The sequence below is a fragment of the Streptomyces sp. NPDC058964 genome (genome assembly GCF_042741275.1).
GTDB lineage: Bacteria > Actinomycetota > Actinomycetes > Streptomycetales > Streptomycetaceae > Streptomyces.
This window is the reverse complement of record NZ_JBHYKH010000012.1, coordinates 1-18809: the sequence shown is the minus strand read 5'-3', so window position 1 is coordinate 18809 and position 18809 is coordinate 1. Positions and strand designations below refer to the sequence as shown.

Sequence of the window (18809 nt, the reverse complement as noted above, 5' to 3'; positions counted from 1 at the left end):
GCCCGCGCGGGCGCCGGGCCCCCGCCCCGTGCCGGGGGGGCCGGGACTGGCGGGGGGGCGCGCGCGCCCCCCCCCCCCCCCGCCCCCCGCGACGATGAGCACGACCACCGCATACCCACCGAGGAGGTGCCGGGCGGGCTTCGCGAGCGGTGACCGGCCCCGGCCGACCGACGCCCAGCGCGTCCTGGCGGGTCGGGCGCCGTCTACACGCCGGCCGCGTAGACGGCGCCGGCCGCGGTCAGCAGGACCGTCCCCGAGACGGCGACCCATGCCACCGCGCCCTTGCTGGCCTTCGTCGTCGGGTCCTCGACCCACCGGTAGTAGTCCCGGGTGATCGTGCCGCGCACGGGGGCCAGTATGAGCGGGAACACGACCAGGACCACCGCGTAGAGATAGAGGGTCGCGGACAGCGTGTTGTGCTGAGCCAGGCCCCTCACGCCCAGACTGACGATGCCGATGACCGGCATCCAGAACTGCTTCTTCCGGTATTTCGGGATCTGGATGATCCACTGCATCGCAGCGAGGTTGACGATCGTCGCCCCCGCCGCGATGAGGATCCAGACGCTGGTCGACAGCGACAAGAACATGAGCGGTCCTAGAAGAGTGAGTCCCAGCCGTCGGAAACGGCGTCTCCAATCCGACATGGCGTCACCGGCCGCGGACCACGTCGTGGTTGCGTAGGTGACCGCCGGGCCCACCATCTCATGGCCGATCCGCGTGGCGATCAGGGTGCCGTTCTCAGGCCCTCCGTACCCCAATCGATGACTTGGGACATCACACCTTTGCCACGGCCAGGACCGTTTCGCGGTCATCCTGGTTCCGCGCGAACTGCCGGTCGGCGGCGCCCCGGGCCAGGACGTCCTCGTCGGCTCCGGCGAGGGCGTGCTCGGCGGCGTCCCGGCTCCAGGCGCCGATCGTCGCGGCGATGTTCGTCCGCTGAGCCATGGACACTCCCGGGTGCATCCCGGCAACCGGTTCGTCCGTGGGCTGCGAAGTGGCACCGAGGCCGTGTACCGACCGAACTCCGGTCAACCGGCCTCAGCGTGTCTGCGCGGCGGGGCTCCGGGCTTCCGCCTGGGGAGGCGGCCCCGGGACCCCGTGCCGGCCGAGTCGGGGCGGTGCGGTCCGCCTGCCGGGCTACGGAATCACCAGCACCGGCCCATTGTCCCCGCCGATGTTCCTCGCGAACTGTGCTCGTGTCGCCGGTGCGTTCAGGTCCAGCGGGTTTTCCGCGAAGGCCTTCGACGTCGTCAGGCCGGAGGCCGTGCCGCGCAGCAGCCATACCGCGCCGCCGTTCGTGACCGTGCCCAGGTCCTCGCCCGGCGCGCCCGCGGCCAGGTCCGCCTTGCCGTCTCCGGTCACGTCCAGCAGCCGGACCGAGCCGCCGAACAGGTCGCCCTTCTCCACGGCCCCCGGCACACCCGGTGTGCCCTGGTGGAAGGCCTGCGCGCCGGTGCCGGTGAGCCCGCTCCCGCCTCCCCTGAGCAGTACCACCGAGCCGGCCTTCGCCACCGAGCCGATCGCCTCTCCCGGGTCACCCACGGCCAGGTCCGCGTATCCGTCGCCGTTCACGTCGCCCGCGCTCAGCCGCGCGCCGAACTGGTCGCCCTTCTCGCTCACGCCGGGCACGCCCGCGGTCGACTGCGTGATCGTCTTCGTGCGGGTCGTGCTGGGCCCGGCCGGCGAGCCGTAGTAGATCTTGATCGTCCCCGGGTCCTCCTCCAGGTACGTCTCGCCGTTGGGGAAGACCCGGGTGGCGAGGTCGGCGTAGCCGTCCTTGTCGAAGTCGCCCACGGCGGGGGCGTTCGCGGAGGGGAGCCGTTGCGGGACGGTCGACAGTCCCTGCTTCGTGCCGAGCCACAGCTTGCCGCCCTCGGCGTGGTCCTCGTAGACGTAGAACGTCGCGAGGTCGTCGATGCCGTCGCCGTTGAAGTCGCCCGCCGCGGTGGAGCAGATCGTGTTGTCGGTGCTGAACACGGTCAGCTGCTGGTCGCGCGCCGGTGCCCCGTTCCGGCCGAACGGGCCGTAGAGCACTTCGCGGAAGTCGAAGTCCTCGGCGTCACGCATGAACAGGTCCGTGTGCCCGTCGCCGTCGAAGTCGCCCGCGGTGATGTTCTCGCCGACGAACGCGTTCACCGGCGCGGGAATGCGGACCGCGTCCGTGCCGGAGATGCCGGTGGTGCGGCCCCAGAGGATGATCACCGAGCCGCCGTTGTTGTTCTCCGGCTGGTACTCGTTCGTCGCCACGGCCAGGTCGGTCAGTCCGTCGCCGTCCAGGTCGCGGGGGATCAGCTCGTAGCCGAAGCCGTGGTTGTCGCCGGAGGCACCGGGCACACCCGCGGTGTCCTGGGTGACGACCGTGGTGCGGGCCGGGGCGAGGCCCTTCGCCGAGCCGTAGCTGATCGCGACGTAGCCCGCCCAGGAGTGGCCGGCGACCGTGGCGGCGGGGGCGGCGACGGCGAGGTCCTGGTAGCCGTCGCCGTTGAAGTCCTCCCGCACGGTGGCGGCGCCCTCGGCGGCGGACGCCGTGTCCCCGGCGAGTGGCACGGTGAACGCCCCGATCAGCGCGGTGGCTGCGGCGGCTGTGACGGCCGGTCTGCGGATGCCCACGGTTCCTCCTTGAAGCGCGAGGGGTGTCGAAGCGCGAACGCAGGCGGGCGAGCTTCGACTGTGAGACACACACCAAGGCCCGATGGTTGTGCGGTGAACGGCGCATGGACGCCCCGTGCGGCGCCAGTGGGTCCTCGCCGGGCCAGGTCCTTGCCGGGCCTAGAGGAGACCGAGGTCGCCGAGTTCCTTGTGCAGGTCCGCGCGCGGGTTGTCGGCGGATGCCTGCGGGTCGCGGCGCGCAGACGGCCCGGGAGAGGCGCCCGAGGGGGCGCTCGGGCGGGCGCCCGCGCGCCGGTCCCGGAAGAGCCAGGCCCCGGCCAGGCCGCCGATCAGTCCTCCGAGGTGACCGAGCCAGCTCACCCCGGGCGTGCCGGGTACGGCGACGGTGAGCATGTAGGCGAAGGAGGCGGCCATGACGATGCCGATCAGCGTGTCGATGAGGTGCCGGTCGAAGAGCCCGCGGACGACGACATAGCCGAAGTACCCGAAGATCAGTCCGCTGGCGCCCACCGTCCGCACGTCGCCTCCTTCGAGGAACCACACCGTGAGCCCACTGGTCACCGCCACGAGCAGGCTCAGCCCGAGGAATCGGACCACGCCCCGGTAGGCGGCGAGGAATCCGAAGACGAACAGGGGGCCCGAGTTGCTCTCGATGTGTGCCCAGCTCCAGTGCAGGAAGGGCGCCGCGAGGATGTCGGGCAGCGTTCCGACGTCGCCGGACACCACCCCGTAGTCCCGCGAGAGGGCGTAGTGGCCGGAGTAGTTGGCCAGCTGCACCACCCAGACGAACGCCAGGAATCCGAACATCACGAAGAACGCCTTCCGCGCCTCCGCGATCATCTGCTCCGGTCCGACCGGTCCCCTGCCGGCCCGGTCCTGAGCCGCCCCACCCATGGCCCCCATGTCCGCTTCCCTCCCCTGGATCCGTATCCGCGCTACCGCGCACTCTATGTACTCCCGGCGGAACCGTTCCTCACCCGGGAGCACCCGTCGTCAGCAGGGACGGTCCCCTCGCCAACCGACCGACGTCATCGCCGCCGGGCCGCCGTTCGCCAGGCCCTTGTACATGACCTTCCGGGCGGGGCCGAGTTCGAGCGCGAGCCGTTTCGCCAGGTCCGCTCCCGCGTGGAACAGGCGGTCCCAGTCGGCGTCGTACTTGCCGTCCTCCCGGTCCTGGATGTCCAGCTCCAGGGTGGTGTCGATGCTCTTGGCCCAGGTGCGGAAGGCGGCGACGAGGTCGTCGGACAGGTGCAGGGCGGCGGCCGGATCGTCGGGGAAGAAGTCCCCGAATCCGTCGGAGCGCAGCGGGCCGTACCTGAACTCGCCTTCCACGGTGATGTCCACCGGGTGCGGTGGGGTGTCGTGTTCGCCGCGTTCCCAGTGCAGTCGGTCGCAGCCCCAGCACACCCACTTCGTGGTCCCGTGGCACTCGTCCAGGTAGCGCAGCGCCCATGACGGACCCAGGTGCGCGGCCAGTCGCCGGGCGGCCGCGAGGCCCTGTTCGGCGTGCTCGCACAGGGCCGACCGGGAGTCGAAGCCGTCCGGCGGGCGGGACAGGGACCAGGTGCGCAGCGCGTGGGCCAGATCTTCCGGCAGGCCCAGCTCGGGGTCGTCCAGCGGGACTTCGCCGGTGAACGCGTCGATGTCACCGGGCCACCCGCCGTCGTACGAGTCGTACAGGGGAGACGGCTCGCCGAGCGTTCGCACCAGCAGGTGGCGCGGTTCCCCACGGTTCATTCGGATCCCCCGGTTGTCGGAGCCGGGCGCGCTTGCGGGCCGGCCGGTTCGGGCTTCTGGGACAGTACGGCGGTGACCACCGCCGGGACGCCGACCACCCAGCAAAGGACGGCGAGCACCTCGTACTGGAGAACCGTCGTCACCACGAAGCCGAAGACGGCGACGGTCTCGACCACGACGGCGGTGCGCGGGAGGGTACGTCCCGTCTCCCAGGTCCGGCGGAAGAAGCCGTCCTTCGGGTGCCACTGGCGGCCCGCGAGGAAGCAGCCGAAGAGCACGAAGATCGCTGCGACCGGGAGGGGCACGTCGCCCGGGTGCCCTCCGACGAGGCTGCCGGTGCCGTGCCGCGCCACCTGCACGATGCCCTGGATCAGGGTCGGCGGTCCGGACAGGGCGAACACGCCGCCCACGACACGGAGCATCCGCAGTTCGGACCGCGGGTCGCGCTCCTTCGCACGGTACCGGCGGGGGAACGGGCGGGGCACGGCCACGAAGCGTCCGGCCATGCCGCGGAAGTTGGTCACCAGGATCGGCCCGGCCACGGAGGCGACCGCGCCCCAGGCGATGAGGTAGAGGCCCCCGGGCCGGTCCGATCCGGTCGATCCCTGCGCAAGCAGCACGTGCAACTCGTTCATCCGAGGCCCTCTCGTGTGTTCCGGCAGCGCAGTGTGTGACCTCGCAGGACGGCGCTCCAGCGGGCTCGGGACTTTCTTTACGCACTCCTGACGCGTCCACCCGCATCCGTCCGGCTCCGGCCGGTGTCATCACCGGTGTCTCAGTAGCTTCGGAGAATGGGAGTGCCATGGAAGGCACCGTTGTAGCAGTCGTGCTCGTGGCCGTGCTGGCCCTGCTCGTGCTGCGCAGTGGTATGCGGGTGGTCAACCAGGTCGAGCGCGGGGTGGTGTTCCGCTGGGGCAAGGCGCTGCCGTCGTACCGTCATCCGGGCATCACGTTCCTGATCCCGTTCGCCGACCGGATGCGCAAGGTGAACGTCCAGGTGGTCACCATGCCGGTGCCCACCCAGGAGGGCATCACCAAGGACAACGTGTCCGTCAAGGTCGACGCCGTCGTCTACTTCCGGGTGACCGACCCCGTGCGGGCGGCCATCGAGGTGCAGGACTACGTCTTCGCGGTCGGCCAGGTCGCCCAGTCCTCCCTGCGGTCCATCATCGGCAAGAGCGACCTCGACGACCTGCTCACCGACCGGGAGCGGCTGCACGAGGGGCTGGCGCTGATGATCGACAGCCCGGCCGCCGAGTGGGGCATCCACATCGATCGCGTCGAGATCAAGGACGTGCAGCTGCCGGAGTCGCTGAAGCGCTCCATGTCCCGGCAGGCCGAGGCGGAGCGCGAGCGCCGCGCCCGGGTGATCACCGCGGACGGTGAGTTCCAGGCCGCGCAGCAGCTCGCCAATGCGTCGCGGATCATGTCGGACACCCCGGAGGCCATGCAGCTGCGTCTGCTCCAGACGGTCGTCGAGGTCGCCGCCGAGAAGAACTCCACCCTGGTGATGCCGTTCCCGGTGGAGCTGCTGCGGTACTTCGACCGGGCCGCGCAGAAGCTCGACGCGGGCCTCAGCGCCCCGACGGTGCCGGCTCCGGCTCCGGCTCCGGAACCCGAGGCGACCGAGCAGCCGTAGCCGACGCGAGCGTCACCGCGAGGGACGCCGTCGCCGTCACCGTCATCGCCGTGGCGGGCGAGGGGAGCTGGGCCACCGAACCCGCCGGCGCGGCGCTCACGCCCTGCGGGGCCGGCATGCCCGCCGAGTGCAGACCGAGGGCGTGGCCGCCGAGTTCGTCCGGCGTGAGGGACATCAGCCGGGTCGGGCCCTTGCCGTTCGAGGCGGTGGCCGTCCCCGGCCGTCCCCATCGACGCACAGCCGGTCGAAGTCCAGGCGCCCGCGGGGAACGGACCGTGCCGATCCAGGTCAGAGGACCAACCATTCTGAACGTCATCTGGTCCGTACCCGAGGCTTTGCCGGTGACGGTCGTGGACAGCCGTGTGCGGGCTGCGGATGTCACGCCGGCAGCCCGCGGCCGCCGGCCTCTTCCTCGGGGGAGGCCTGTTGTGGTTGCGGGGGACCAGGCGGCGTACTCGTGGCGTGGAGGGCGGCGACGGCTGCGGCTATCTGCTGCTGGTCGGCCTCGGCGAGCGGCTGGCCCTGAATGGTGGTGAGGAGTTTCTCGGCGACTCGGACGAGTTTGGTGTTCGTGTTCTGGGAGACGGCGACCAGCACTTCCCACGCGTCTTCGGCAGTGAGGCTGAACGTGGCCATCAGGATGCCCGTGGCCTGGTCGATAGCGGGGCGCGTCTGCATGGCCCGGCGCAGCTGGACGACCTCCGTGCGCAGGTTCTCGTCCTCGTCCAGGGCATCCTCCTGAAGTTCTGCGGTCGCTTCGGGGCCGCAGCCCGGGGCTGCCGAACAGCGCTGGAGCGTGAACAAGGGCCACGTGCCCGTCACACTCAGCAGACGCTGCACCAGAGGGCCGGCGGCGCGGATGGTCACCGTTTTGCCGGCCGTCAGGGCCTGGCGCCGGGCGGTGAGGAAGCAGTTCAGACCGCAGCAGTCACAGAACCTTGTGCCGCTGAGGTCGAGATCGACGCCGTACATGCTGTGCCCGACGGCCTCCCGCAGCAGGGCCCGGACCGTCTTCTCTGCGCTGATGTCAAGATCGCCGCGGAGCGTCACGAGCAGGCGCCCGCCATGGGCCGAGACCCCGATCAGGAGTGCCCGCGGTACTGCTTGCGCCGCCGCGGGGCGGCCGACCGGTGGTCTGCTCATGATCTCGACCTCCCTGGCCCGTTGCCGGGGAAGCTTCAGCTCCCGCATGGCCGCCTCTTCCGTCGGCGTCCACTTTCTTCCGCATCCAGGCTCTGCCCGCTGGTCGTCGCCTGTCAAGGAATACGGGAAATACATTTCAGACTTTTGTATACGTGAACGGTTCGGTTCTACTCTGGCTGTATGGGAGAAGTACCCGAGCCACATACGGGATGGACGTTCCTCACCAATCACGCCCGCGTGCTCGCCGCGATCGCGAGCAACCAGCGCACCCGCGTCCGCGACATCGCCGCGCACTGCCGGCTCACCGAACGCGCGGTCCAGAAGATCATCTCTGACCTGGAGACGGACGGTTACCTCACTCACCGGCGTGAGGGGCGGTCCAACGCCTACCACATCCAGCCGGGGACCATCCTGCGCCACCCGGCGGAGGCGGCCCTGAGCGTGGCGGACCTGCTTTCCCTCCTGGTCCAGCACGACGTCGCGCGCCCCGACGAGGCCACGAGGCCGAGTGGCAGCCCGAGCCTGCGTGGCGGAGCCGTCGCACGCGCCAGGCACGTTGGCGGTGACGGGAATGCGTCCACGCATGCCGCGCCCGAGGGCCGATCCGACAGTGACGATCATTGGTGAGGCCTGAGCACGCTCGATGATCCGGCAGAAGGTCTGGGCGGTTCGAACGTCTGGGCCGCTGCCGCTGCCGCTGCCGCTGCCGCTGCCGCTGCCGTCTCCCGGTCGCCGACGGTGTCGAGCCGGTCTCGCTCGGCGACCTGGTGATCGAACGCGACCGGGGATCGGTGCTCGGCTACATCAGGGCGGAAAGGTCCAACACATAACGGGGCGTCACCGGCTCTCGGGACCGATCCGGGCGGTCTCCGCACGGGTCCGTTCGTACTCGGCGGCGCCCTGGATCTGCCAGGCCGCCTGGCCGATGGCCAGGATGCCGCGGGTTGGGAGTGGCACCCCGCCGATGTGGGGATTGTGGCTCAGCCGGACCGGGCACCCGAGGTCCGTACCGTCGAGGACGGCTCGGGCGCCGGCGATGTAGTACATCCGCTGGGGCATCAAGGTGCCGACATGCCCGCTCGGCATCACGGCGGCCATCTGCAGGCTCCCCAGTCCGAGAGCGCGGGCCATCAGTTCCCGGCTTCGCACCAGCACTCGCGGGCGCCAGCTCGCGAGTGGCAGCGCCGAGCCGATGGCGTTCATCACGGTGAGGACGGGCGTGGAACGAGCGGTCACCGTCCAGTCCAGGGAGGGCGAGTCCATCGTCACGTGCAACGATGCGGGTCCGGTCCAGGTGAGCTGGATGCGGGCAAAGCCGGTGTGCTCGCAGGCGGGACCGTAATACCGGGGGCAGGCGGTGTCGAGGCGCGGTCCGTCGACGTGGACGGACCACTGGCCGCCGGGAGTGCGGTGCCACACCGTCCGGTACGGGCCGAACGAGCTCTCCGGGAAGACGCGCAGCGCGAGTACGTGACCGGAGTCGAAAGGCAGGCCGAACACGCCCCAGCCCTTGGCGTACTCGTGACCCGGCCAGGTTGCCTGGCCGCGGGATTCCGGCAGGCCGGACAGTTGCGACGCCAGATCGACCATGACGGCCACCTCGCTCGGGAGCGGTCCGCAACGTGGAATCCATCATGCCAGCGCGCTGTGCCAGGCACCGTCCGGCACCAGCCAGACCACCGTCCGGCGCGGAACACAGCTGTTCACCGATCGGTGGGAGCGGTGGTCAGCCCGGTACGGGATGCCAGGGGGCGTCGGCGTCCTGGCGGGTCGGCTTCGGGTCCGCGGCGAGCCGCGGGGCGTACACGTCGCGGCCGGCGTCGTCGGGGACGGGGCCGAGGTGGGTGTGGCCGGTGAGGTAGGCGGCGCGGGCCTGGTCGGCGGCGGCGAGGTGGGTGTGGGCGACCCGCTGCAGCAGCGCGTACAGGGCGGCGACGTCGTCCCCGGCGAGCCGGTAGTGGATGCGCACCCCGTCGCGGCGAGTGGTGACCAGGCCGGCCTGCTTGAGGGTCTGCAGGTGCGCGGAGGCGGTGGTCAGGCCGAGGCCGGCGGCCTTGGCGAGGGCGTCGACGCTGCGCTCGCCCTGGGCGAGCAGGTCGAGCAGTTCCAACCGCTTGCCGTTGGACAGCGCCTTGCCGGTGGTGGCGAGTGCGTCGAACAGGGCGGCCTTGCGGGTGGGGTCTCCCATGGCATCCTCCATAAATCCATGGAATATTGTATTAGCGAGGCGAGTGGGCTGCCACCCCCTTCGCCACGATGCTGGAGGACGCCATGGGCTTCACCGACGAGCACCTGATACCCCTGGTCGACGAGGGGCTGGGCAACAGCGCCTACTTGGTCGACCTCGGCGACGGTCGGGCCTTGGCCGTGGACGCCGCGCGTGACCTGCGGGTTCTGCGGGCCGCCTGCACGAAGCACGGCCTGACGGTGGCGTTCGCGGCCGACACCCACCTGCACGCCGACTTCCTCACCGGTGCCCTCCAGCTCGCGCACGACGACGGGGCGACCGTGCTCGCTTCCGCCGCCGGGAACCGCGCCTTCCTGCACACCGCGCTCGGCGACGGCGACGAGGTGGACCTCGGCGGCCTGATCCTGCGGGCGCTCGCCACCCCCGGCCACACCGATGAGCACGTGTCCTTCCTGCTCCTGGACGGCGCCCGGGAACTCGGGGTGTTCACCGGCGGGTCGCTGATCGTCGGCTCGGCCGCCCGCACCGACCTTCAGGGCGCCGACCGGGCGGAGGAGCTGGCCCGCGCCCAGTACCGCTCCCTCCAGCGCCTGACGAAGCTGCCGGACACGACCGCGGTGTGGCCGACCCATGGCGCCGGTTCCTTCTGCTCGGCTCCGCCCGGAGCCGAGCGCACCACCACCATCGGCGCCCAGAAGGCCGCGAACGACCTGCTCGCCGCCCCGGACGAGGACACCTTCGTCCGCAGGCTGCTGGGCTCGCTCGGTTCCTACCCCGCGTACTTCGACCGCCTGGGCGAGATCAACCGCCGGGGCCCCGCCCTGCTGCCCGCCGCACCGGGCCTCGACCCGCTGACCCCGGAGAGGGTGTGCGCCCTGCTCGCCGACGGTGCCCACCTGGTCGATGTCCGGCCGGTCGCCGAGTTCGCCGCCGGACACATCCCCGGCGCGGTCTCCAACCCGCTGCGGCCTGCGTTCGCGACCTGGATCGGCTGGCTGCTGCCGCCGGACGTGCCGCTCGTCTTCGTCCTCGGCCCCGGCCAGGACGAAGCAGACCTGGCCTGGCAGGCCGCCAAGATCGGCTACGACCGGCTCGCCGGACGGCTCGCCGACGGCATGGACGCCTGGCGCGCCGAGGGCGGCCGGATCGAGACGATCGAGCTGGTCACGGCCGATCGGATTGGCACCCGGTCGGTCCTCGACGTCCGCCAGGGCGCCGAGTTCACCGCCGGGCACATCCCCGGAGCCGCCCACCACGAGCTGGGCGACCTCGCCGCCGACGGCCAGGACGCGGCCGACGGGGCGGTGGTGATGTGCGGGCACGGCGAACGCGCGATGACCGCGGCCAGCCTCCTCGCTGCCCGCGGCGCCCGCGACCTCGCGGTGCTGGTCGGCGGCGCGGGCGACTGGGCGAAGGCCACTGGCCGCCGGCTGGAGACTGGCTCGTGATCACCACCGACTCCGCCACCAGTCCCGCCCACGGCGGGATCCGGCTCGGCCTGCGCGCCAACCTCGCCCAGTTCTCCCTGCTCGTCGCCGTGAACGCTCTGGTCGGCGGCATGCTCGGCCAGGAGCGCACCGTCCTGCCGCTGCTGGCCGACCGGACCTTCCACCTGTCCGCCTACACCGCCGCGCTCACCTACATCGTCGCGTTCGGCGCGACCAAGGCGGTCACGAACTTCTTCGCCGGCACCCTCTCTGACAAGTACGGCCGCAAGCCCGTGCTGGTCGCGGGCTGGATCGTCGCGCTGCCGGTGCCGCTGCTGCTGGTCTGGGCTCCCTCCTGGGGTTGGGTCGTGTTCGCCAACGTCCTGCTCGGCGTCAACCAGGGCCTGACCTGGTCGACCACCGTCATCATGAAGATCGACCTCGTCGGCCCGGCCCGGCGCGGGCTCGCAATGGGCTTCAACGAGGCCGCCGGCTACCTCGCCCTGGCCGGCACCGCCATGGCGACCGGCGCCATCGCTGCCCACTGGGGCCTGCGACCCCAACCGTTCTTCCTCGGCATCGCCTACGCCGCCCTCGGGTTCGGTCTGTCCGCCCTCGCCGTCCGCGAGACGCGCGAGCACGCCCGCTCCGAAGCGGCCCTCCACCCCTCACCGGCCAATCCCGACCACCATGCCGAACTGACTACCCGGCAGATCGCCCGCACCACCAGCCTCGCCGACAAGGCGCTGTCCGCGGCCAGCTGGGCCGGCATGGTCAACAACCTCAACGACGCCCTCGCCTGGGGCATCTTCCCCCTGCTGTTCGCCGCCCACGGCCTGAGCGTGGGCCGGATCGGCCTGCTGGTCGCCCTCTACCCCGCCGTGTGGGGCCTCGGTCAGATCCTCACCGGCTGGTGGTCGGACCGTATCGGCCGCAAGCACCTCATCTCGACCGGCATGTTCCTCCAGGCCGCTGCGATCGGCCTGGTCGCCGCCGGCACCGCCTTCCCGGTCTGGGCGCTCGCCCAGGTGTTGCTCGGCGCGGGCACCGCGCTGGTCTATCCGACCCTGCTCGCCGTCATCGGCGACGTCGCCCACCCCGCCTGGCGCGCCCGCGCCGTCGGCGTCTACCGGCTCTGGCGCGACGGTGGCTTCGCCGTCGGCGCCCTCCTCGCCGGAGCCCTCGCCGACGCCTACGGCCTCACCACCGCCATCTGGGCCGTCGGCGCCCTCACCGCTGCCGCGGGTGTGGTGGTCGCGGTACGGATGTACGAGACCCATCCGCAGTCGACCACGCCGTAGCGGGTCACCACCGTCTCCAGCCCTACGTGAGTGGCACAGAGGTGAGGGCGGCGGTCGGCGAATACTGCAGGATCCGAATACGTGCCGGTCACCGGCTGTGCGTGACGGCCTCTCGCCCGACCTGGCCGACGAATGGCAGTGATTGGGCAGCGGGGGGAGGGACATTCCGGAAGAGGTATTCGCCAAGGTCATGCCGCGGGCCTCAGCCAGGGCGGCTGACGGCGTGTTGATCCAGGTGCTGGCGAGGGCGGCCGCAGCCTGATCAGAGGAGTGTGAGCGCTTCGTCTATGCGCCGCGACGTGCCCTCGTGCGTGACCCGTCTGCTCAGGGTCTCCAGCTCCCTCCGCGCTGCCCGGTCCCCGAGCAGAGCCAGCGCGACGATGCCCGCCTCAGCCACATGAGGCGATCGGGGAGCGTTTCCGGACCGGTGGTCCAGTGAGGTCTCGACGAGACCGGCGAGGGCATGGGCGGTGTCCGGCCGAGGCGGAAGAAGGGACAGCATCCAGGCGAGTCCACGCAGCACGTGGGAGTTGTAGGGGTCGAAGCACGCGTTCACATCGAACGGGAGATGCGGATGGCCGACGAGCGGGATGGTTCGCTCCAGATGGGCCAGCTCCAACCACCTGTGCACTGCTCGTCGGACCTCCTCCGGGCCAACGGCGTCCAGAAGGGCCGATCCGGTCCGTCTCCACTTCGCCGATGGTGCACCGGCTGTCGCGGGAGCCGCATGCTCCAGCAGCCGCTGCCACGGCTCTCCCCCGGCAGTCGCCGCCTTGAGAGCCGCGTCGGCCCACGGTTCACCCGGATTGAGCACCGGACCAGGGAAATGAGCCAGTAGGTTCCGCAGTCCGGGTTCCGCGCCGTTCGCGGCCGCCTGTGTGCGACGCAAACCCGGCAGATTCGCCGCCGCACTCGTGCGTCGGAAGGCGGCCAGGACGGCGCTGTAGGGAGTACGTCCGGCCGCGAGTTCCGCGTCGGCCAGTTCCCAGATCCGGTGGGTCGACCAGATGAGGTACTGGTCCCTCAACCCGGAGAGATGTTCCTGGCGTTCGACGGCCAGCAGGTCCCCGTCGAGGCCACGGACGACTCCGGAGGCGACCATGAGCAGTTCGGTGCGAAGGTATTCCAGGTCCCGCCTGAACTCCGCGGCCGACCAGTCGTCTTCCACGTGGGCGTACCAACGGGCCCATATGCGGGCGAGCTCCAGCCGGTCCTCGTCGGGCAGTGCCCGCAGGAGCTCCATGTTCTCGAACCCCACGCCCGTCATGGAGCCGTTGTTGCAGGCCGCCCGCATGACGGCGCGAGACAGTTCTGGAAGATCGCCACGCTCGGCAAGGACCCGGTACTGAGCGGCCTGTTCTACCAGGACCTGGGTGTTCACCATCCATCTGCTCATGGCGGGCAGCGTAGAAGGGGCCACTGACATCGAACGTGCCCAGCCCCCGGCAGGGCCGGGCGCCCAGCGTAGTCGTGCGCCGACTGGCCTTCGGTGGCGGTGCCTTGGTTCACCTCGGGCATGGACGCGAGAACGCCCGGCGCTTCGAGTCCATACCGGAAGCGCACGACGGCGGTGCGAAGCGGAGACCGGCGCTATTCCATACTTGCGGTCATGTCGATGAACGGCACTGCCGCCTACCGCCTGCACGCCGGGCCACTGCCCCGGCTCGTAGAGCGTGCCCTCGTCTCCGCCCAGCGCTACGGATTCGACTGTTCCTGCCGTCCTGAGCAGGGCAGGCTGCTCCAGGTACTCGCCGGCGGCGCCCGACAGCGGATCGCCGAGACCGGCACCGGGTGCGGGGTCGGCCTTGCCTGGCTGGCCAGCGGGGCGGCACCGGAGGTGGAGCTGTTCAGTGTGGAACGAGACCCGGCGCGGGCGAAGGCCGCCGCCGACGTCTTCTCCGATGTGCCTCAGGTACGGGTGGCGTGCGCGGACTGGACCGAGATCTATGCGCACGGACCGTACGACCTGCTCGTGCTCGACGGCGGAGGCCAGGCCAAGGACGGCGGCGCGGCCGATCCCGAGCGGCTGCTCGTCCCGGGCGGGGTGCTGGTCGTCGACGATTTCACACCTTCCCGCGCCTGGCCTCCCGCCTACGCGGGTCGTCCCGACGCCGCCCGGCTGCACTGGCTGAACCATCCCGCACTGCGGACCGTGGATCTGCCGCTCGCCAGGGATCTGAGTGCGGTAGTCGCCGTACGGCGCACCGACCCGGCCGGATCAGGCGTCGCGCCCGTCCGGACCACGGGCCACACCTCGCCCAACTGATCGTTTCAGAGTGAGTTCGGCTTGGGGGCTTGGCAGTTGGGCGCGGTGGCGGCCGTGTTGTGACCGGAACCGTACTCGGCGAGCAGCAGGGCGATGTCGTCGGCTCGGTACGAGGAGCCCCGGGCGTTGTGCAGGAGCCGGTCGGCGAGTTCGTCCAGTGAGTCCGCAGGGGCGTGGGCCAGGGATGTTCGCAGGCCGTCGATCCCCACGTTGATGTCGGCGCCGCGTCTCTCGACCAGTCCGTCGGTGTAGAGGGCGAGGACGGACCCTGGCGGGAGATCGATCCGGGTTGCTGGATAGGCGCTCGCACGATCCACACCGAGGAGTGGGCCGACGTCCAGTTCAAGGACGCTGGTCGTCGCGTCGGGACGGCGAAGCAGGGGTGGGGGGTGGCCGGCCGTGACGGCGTAGGCGTGGTGGCCGTGGGGTTCGAGGTTGATGTAGCAGCAGCTGGCCAGCAGACCGGGGTCGAGGTCGACGAGGGTCCGGTTGGCGCCCGCCATCACATCGCCAGGCGTATGGCCTACTGCGGCGAAGGCCCGTACGGCGCTGCGCAGCTGGGCCATGGTGGCCGCGGCGGCGATGCTGTGCCCCTCCACGTCTCCGATGACAAGACAGACCCCACTACCGGTGGGGATTACGTCGTACCAGTCGCCACCGATGTCCATTCCGCTGGTGCCGGGCAGATAGCGCGCGACGGTGCGGATACCCGGGACTACTGGCAGCCGGTGCGGCAGGAGCGCCTGCTGCAGGCCGCGCGCGAGGGCGAACTCCGAGTCGTAGAGCCGCGCTCGTTCCAGGGCCTGGGCGATCAGCCCGGCCAGTGCGGTGAGGACGCCACGGTCCTTCTCCGTGAATCGGTGGATCTCGTCGAAGCCGAGGACGCAGGTGCCGACAGGGTGGCTGGAGGCCATCAGTGGCAGATACGCCCAAGAGCTCACTTCGCCCGTGGGGGTGCCCGGGTAGCCCTGGGAGAGGTCCTGCTGCGACTCGATGAAGAGCGGGGCACCGGAGGTCAGGGTCTCCGTACCGGGCAGGCAGGCATGCAGCGGTACGCCCTCCAGCCAGTCGAGGAAGTCTTCGTGGTGGCCGGTGTGATAGAGCAGATGCATCGTTCCGTCGCGGACCACGTAGATCGCCAGCTGCTGCCCTCCGAAGGCTGGTAGGAGCTGGTCGGAGATGACTTCGCAGACTTCGCGGGCGGTGACCGCCTCGGTCAGCGCGCTGCCCAGCTGCAGGACGTGGTACATGACGCCCAGGCGCGCCGGTGTGGCAGCCGTTGCTGTCTCGGCCGAGGAGACTGATGGCGTCGAGGCCGAGGGTGGATGACCGGAGGGCACCACCCGGCCGGTTACTCCGTCCGCTTGCGGATGGAGGGAGAAGCTGAGCCACCGGTCGGGCGGTCGGCAGGCCAGGAAGGAGACCGGCGCCTGCGAGATCATCGCGGACCGGTGCCGGTACTCGATGTCGGGATCGGACAGCCACGGCAGCACGTCCGGGAGGAACCGACCCAGCAACTCGTCGCCGCGCACGCCCAGCAGCTGCAGGGCGCTGTGGTTGGCGTAGGCGACCCGCCCGTCGGGGGCGAGGGAGAACACCCCGTCCCGCAGCCGTTCGACCGCGGCGACGGCCGCGCTGCCGGCCTGCGCGTCGACGACCGTGCCGACCAGGCGGGTGCGTGCCCGCGCGTCGTCGGCCTCCGGTGCGCGGCCCCACAACTCGACCGTGCGGTACCCCAAGACACCGTCCCTGCGGTCCCGTACGCGCAGGGGCCGCGCTTTGATCCGGCCCTCGGCGGCTGCCGCGCGGGCGGCCGCTCGAAGGGCGGCGCGGTCGCCGGGGTGCAAGCAGGAAGCCAGTGTTTCGGCTCGTCCGTCGAAAGCACGGGGGGCGAGACCGAAGATCGCGCAGAGCTCGTCGTCCACGGTGAGGGTGCCGGTGACGAGGTCCCAGTCGAACAGGCCGGCCCTCACGGCCGGTGCCGAGGCAGCCGGCGTCTCGACGGGAATCGTCTGCGCGTCGCACTCGACGGGATCGCCGGTACGGGCGCGGAGCTCGGCGAGGGAGGCACCGAGCCGTTTGGCGATGGTCCGTACGTGGCGGCGCTGGGCCTTGGACAGCCCTTCGCTGCCGGGTGACGCAGCCCAGACGATCGCCAGCGCACCGAAGGTCTCCTCATCTGCGGCTACCGGCACGGAGCAGGAGCCGAAGGCGTACGGCAGAGCTACCGCGAGCTGAGGAAACCGGCGCATCGTCTGGTCGGCGTCGGTCAGGTGGACCGTGCGCCCGGAGCTGTAGGCCGCGGCGGCCGGGATGGGACTGCTCACCGGAATGAGGTTCCAGCCACCGAGCAGGGAAGGCGGCACTCCGCACGTCGCGGCGAGCACGATCGACCGACGGTCGCGGGACCGGAGGAAGACGCTCCCGGCGTACGCGCCGGTTCCTTCGACGGCTTCGACGACGGCAGCAGCGAGCAGATCCTCACGCTCCGCCATCTCGCCGACGATCGTTTCGTGCACAGTTCCAGTGTGCGCAGGTCGGCCCACCGGCCCAAGGCGGCAACCCAGCGAGACGCATCGATCACAGCTCGCAGGGCCCGTCGCCGCGTTCCGGCGTACCGGCGACCGTGCAGGGCGTGCGCTCGAAGATGAAGCGGCTGGCGGACCGGTGCTGGGCCGTCGAGCCCCTCCCGGGCCGGTTCACGCTCGCCGCCGGGTCGGCCGCCGGGCCGGCCGCCGGATCATGAGCATCGTCGTCGACCACAGCACCATCTGCTCGTGGACGGCGGGCAGCGTCTCGTAGTCGCGCACCAGCCGGCGCGAGCGCATCAGCCATGCCCGGCGCGACGGTGCAGCCAGGCTCGGCCAGCAGGGGCCGCACCCCGCCGACGGCACGTGTGACGGTGGAGCGGTCCACGCCGAACCAGCAGGCCAGCACGTCATGAGTGGTGCCATGGCGCAGATTCACCAGTGTGGCCGGCGGCCCGTCGACGAAGACGAACCCGGCCCTCGCCCCGGCTCCGACAGCCCGCCGCGGGCGATCTTCAAGCCGAGCCTGATGCTGCCTCGTGCCCACGGGCGGCCGGCCCGGCCTGGGCTCGTCCACCAGGCCGTCCAGCCGCTCGGCGAGAAATCGCTGCCGCCACTCGCGGACCGTGTCCGCGGCCACCCGCAGATCCCGGGCGACGGCGACAAGCGGCGGCGCCTCGCGCCCCGCACAAGCCGGCACAAACCGCGACCGCAGGGCCAGCGCCCTGGCCGATGCCGCCCGACGCGTCCACCGCTCCAACGCCGCCCGCTCCTCCACGGACAGCAACAGCGGCTCCAGCCTCGGGCCCCGACGAGGAACTGACGCACCAGCAGCAGAAGTCACACCAACCAACGATCACTACTGGCGCAGGACGCCGGCAGGCCACAGGCAGACGAAAGGGCACCCGGCGCCGGGCGAGGGCCCCTCTGTGCCCGCCGGGGTCAGGCGTCCAGCACCTGCCCGGGAGAGCACAGGACATCGGCGGGCGGATTTCCGCCCGCCGGCCTCGCTGCTCAACGAGGACAGTCGATGGTTACGATCGGCACGGCGCCGGCCGAGCTGAGCGCCCATGCCGTGCCGGTCCAGACGACGTAGGGATTCGCGGCGGTGCCCGACCCGCTCGCAAAGTTGAAGTTATGACCGGTGACGGCAGTGCAGATCTCTGTCGCTTCGGGAAAGTCGATCTGGATTTCGCGACCGTTGATCCGGGGCCCCGTGCAGGATGTATCGGTCGTGGTCGTGGAGGTGCTCGCACACGTGAGTGTCGCGCCGCGCACGATCTGGGTCGAGAGGAACTGACCGAAGACCGGCTCGGATCCTGGTGGTCCCTGGGGGCCGGTGGCACCCTGTGGTCCCGTCAGGCCCGTGGCACCCGTCTGTCCGGTCGCGCCCTGTGGGCCGGTGGCACCCTGTGGTCCTGTCAGGCCCGTGGCACCCGTCTGTCCGGTCGCGCCCTGTGGGCCTGTGGCACCCTGTGGTCCTGTCAGGCCCGTGGCACCCGTCTGTCCGGTCGCGCCCTGCGGGCCGATGACACCCTGCGGGCCGATGAGACCCTGCGGTCCCGTCTGCCCCGTGGCACCCGTCTGTCCAGTGGCACCCTGCGGTCCCTGCGGGCCGGTGTCGCCCTGCGGACCCGCCTGTCCGGTGTCGCCCTGCGAGCCTTGCGGTCCCTGCGGGCCGGTGGCGCCCTGTGGTCCCTGCGGCCCGCGCGGCCCCCGCGGACCGGGGGGACCGACAATGCACTTGTCGTGCTTTCCGTGGCACTCGTCGCCGCCGACGGGACCCACCGAGGTCGTGGGCGCCGACAGCGAGTTCAACGGGGCCGCAAGCGCAGGTTCGGCGAAACCGAGCACAACGAGGGCCAACGACGCCGCAGCACCGCCGACGCGCCAACTGCCCTGCCTGGGCAGCGGCCCCATGCCGGACCCGGAGCGGTTCTCAGCACTCATCCTTGATTACTCCTCAGAGA

The 18809-nt window shown here is 71.1% G+C and carries 17 protein-coding genes; 5 read left to right on the top strand and 12 right to left on the bottom strand.

Going from position 1 to position 18809, the window contains the following annotated elements; all coding sequences use genetic code 11:
* Window positions 1-203: 203 nt before the first annotated feature.
* The 6 genes from ACFW2E_RS02920 to ACFW2E_RS02895 all read right to left on the bottom strand — a co-directional run bounded on the left by ACFW2E_RS02920 (window position 204) and on the right by ACFW2E_RS02895 (window position 4982).
* Window positions 204-587 carry a hypothetical protein gene (locus ACFW2E_RS02920; protein ID WP_384460389.1) on the bottom strand — a complete coding sequence of 128 codons (384 nt, stop codon included), beginning with the start codon at window positions 585-587 and terminating at the stop codon, window positions 204-206.
* A gap of 187 nt (window positions 588-774) precedes the next feature.
* Complete coding sequence (locus ACFW2E_RS02915) at window positions 775-945, bottom strand: hypothetical protein (RefSeq protein ID WP_384460387.1); 171 nt, start codon at window positions 943-945, stop codon at window positions 775-777.
* 192 nt (window positions 946-1137) lie between these two features.
* Entirely contained in the window at window positions 1138-2610 is a 1473-nt protein-coding gene (locus ACFW2E_RS02910; RefSeq protein WP_384460384.1) for an FG-GAP and VCBS repeat-containing protein, read from the bottom strand.
* Window positions 2611-2769: 159 nt separating this feature from the next.
* Window positions 2770-3513 carry a rhomboid family intramembrane serine protease gene (locus ACFW2E_RS02905; protein WP_384460381.1) on the bottom strand — a complete coding sequence of 248 codons (744 nt, stop codon included), beginning with the start codon at window positions 3511-3513 and terminating at the stop codon, window positions 2770-2772.
* A 90-nt stretch (window positions 3514-3603) separates the two neighbouring features.
* The gene (locus ACFW2E_RS02900) at window positions 3604-4347 is read right to left on the bottom strand and encodes a hypothetical protein (protein WP_384460379.1); all 744 of its coding nucleotides are present in this window, start codon (window positions 4345-4347) and stop codon (window positions 3604-3606) included.
* Window positions 4344-4982, bottom strand: a complete 639-nt coding sequence (locus ACFW2E_RS02895; protein WP_384460376.1) for a hypothetical protein — start codon at window positions 4980-4982, stop codon at window positions 4344-4346. Before ACFW2E_RS02895 ends, ACFW2E_RS02900 begins: the two co-directional genes overlap by 4 nt.
* 167 nt (window positions 4983-5149) lie before the next feature.
* Between ACFW2E_RS02895 and ACFW2E_RS02890 the strand changes: the two genes are divergently transcribed.
* On the top strand, window positions 5150-5986 hold the full coding sequence (locus tag ACFW2E_RS02890; protein ID WP_384460373.1) for a slipin family protein: 837 nt from the start codon (window positions 5150-5152) through the stop codon (window positions 5984-5986).
* A 378-nt stretch (window positions 5987-6364) separates the two neighbouring features.
* On the opposite strand, the gene ACFW2E_RS02885 is transcribed toward ACFW2E_RS02890, so the two are convergent.
* Complete coding sequence (locus ACFW2E_RS02885; protein WP_384460370.1) at window positions 6365-7129, bottom strand: ANTAR domain-containing protein; 765 nt, start codon at window positions 7127-7129, stop codon at window positions 6365-6367.
* A 180-nt stretch (window positions 7130-7309) separates the two neighbouring features.
* On the opposite strand from ACFW2E_RS02885, the gene ACFW2E_RS02880 reads away from it, so the two are divergent.
* On the top strand, window positions 7310-7756 hold the full coding sequence (locus ACFW2E_RS02880; RefSeq protein WP_384460367.1) for a helix-turn-helix transcriptional regulator: 447 nt from the start codon (window positions 7310-7312) through the stop codon (window positions 7754-7756).
* A 210-nt stretch (window positions 7757-7966) separates the two neighbouring features.
* On the opposite strand, the gene ACFW2E_RS02875 is transcribed toward ACFW2E_RS02880, so the two are convergent.
* Both ACFW2E_RS02875 and ACFW2E_RS02870 read right to left on the bottom strand, forming a co-directional pair.
* Window positions 7967-8719, bottom strand: a complete 753-nt coding sequence (locus tag ACFW2E_RS02875; RefSeq protein ID WP_384460364.1) for a hypothetical protein — start codon at window positions 8717-8719, stop codon at window positions 7967-7969.
* A gap of 136 nt (window positions 8720-8855) precedes the next feature.
* Entirely contained in the window at window positions 8856-9317 is a 462-nt protein-coding gene (locus ACFW2E_RS02870) for an ArsR/SmtB family transcription factor (protein ID WP_384460361.1), read from the bottom strand.
* Between the two features lie 68 nt (window positions 9318-9385).
* Here ACFW2E_RS02870 and ACFW2E_RS02865 point away from each other — a divergent pair, with 68 nt between their 5' ends.
* Window positions 9386-10765, top strand: coding sequence for a rhodanese-like domain-containing protein (locus ACFW2E_RS02865; protein WP_384460358.1), 1380 nt, complete (start codon window positions 9386-9388; stop codon window positions 10763-10765).
* A complete protein-coding gene (locus ACFW2E_RS02860; RefSeq protein ID WP_384460355.1) occupies window positions 10762-12045 on the top strand; it encodes an MFS transporter in 1284 nt (427 codons plus the stop codon). The genes ACFW2E_RS02865 and ACFW2E_RS02860 overlap by 4 nt, the downstream gene beginning before the upstream one ends.
* 262 nt (window positions 12046-12307) lie before the next feature.
* On the opposite strand, the gene ACFW2E_RS02855 is transcribed toward ACFW2E_RS02860, so the two are convergent.
* Window positions 12308-13441 carry a hypothetical protein gene (locus tag ACFW2E_RS02855; protein WP_384460352.1) on the bottom strand — a complete coding sequence of 378 codons (1134 nt, stop codon included), beginning with the start codon at window positions 13439-13441 and terminating at the stop codon, window positions 12308-12310.
* 213 nt (window positions 13442-13654) lie between these two features.
* Here ACFW2E_RS02855 and ACFW2E_RS02850 point away from each other — a divergent pair, with 213 nt between their 5' ends.
* On the top strand, window positions 13655-14311 hold the full coding sequence (locus ACFW2E_RS02850; RefSeq protein ID WP_384460349.1) for an O-methyltransferase: 657 nt from the start codon (window positions 13655-13657) through the stop codon (window positions 14309-14311).
* Between the two features lie 5 nt (window positions 14312-14316).
* On the opposite strand, the gene ACFW2E_RS02845 is transcribed toward ACFW2E_RS02850, so the two are convergent.
* Window positions 14317-16830, bottom strand: a complete 2514-nt coding sequence (locus ACFW2E_RS02845) for a SpoIIE family protein phosphatase (protein ID WP_384460346.1) — start codon at window positions 16828-16830, stop codon at window positions 14317-14319.
* A 61-nt stretch (window positions 16831-16891) separates the two neighbouring features.
* Window positions 16892-17617, bottom strand: coding sequence for a transposase family protein (locus ACFW2E_RS02840; protein WP_384460450.1), 726 nt, complete (start codon window positions 17615-17617; stop codon window positions 16892-16894).
* Window positions 17618-18809: the final 1192 nt, after the last annotated feature.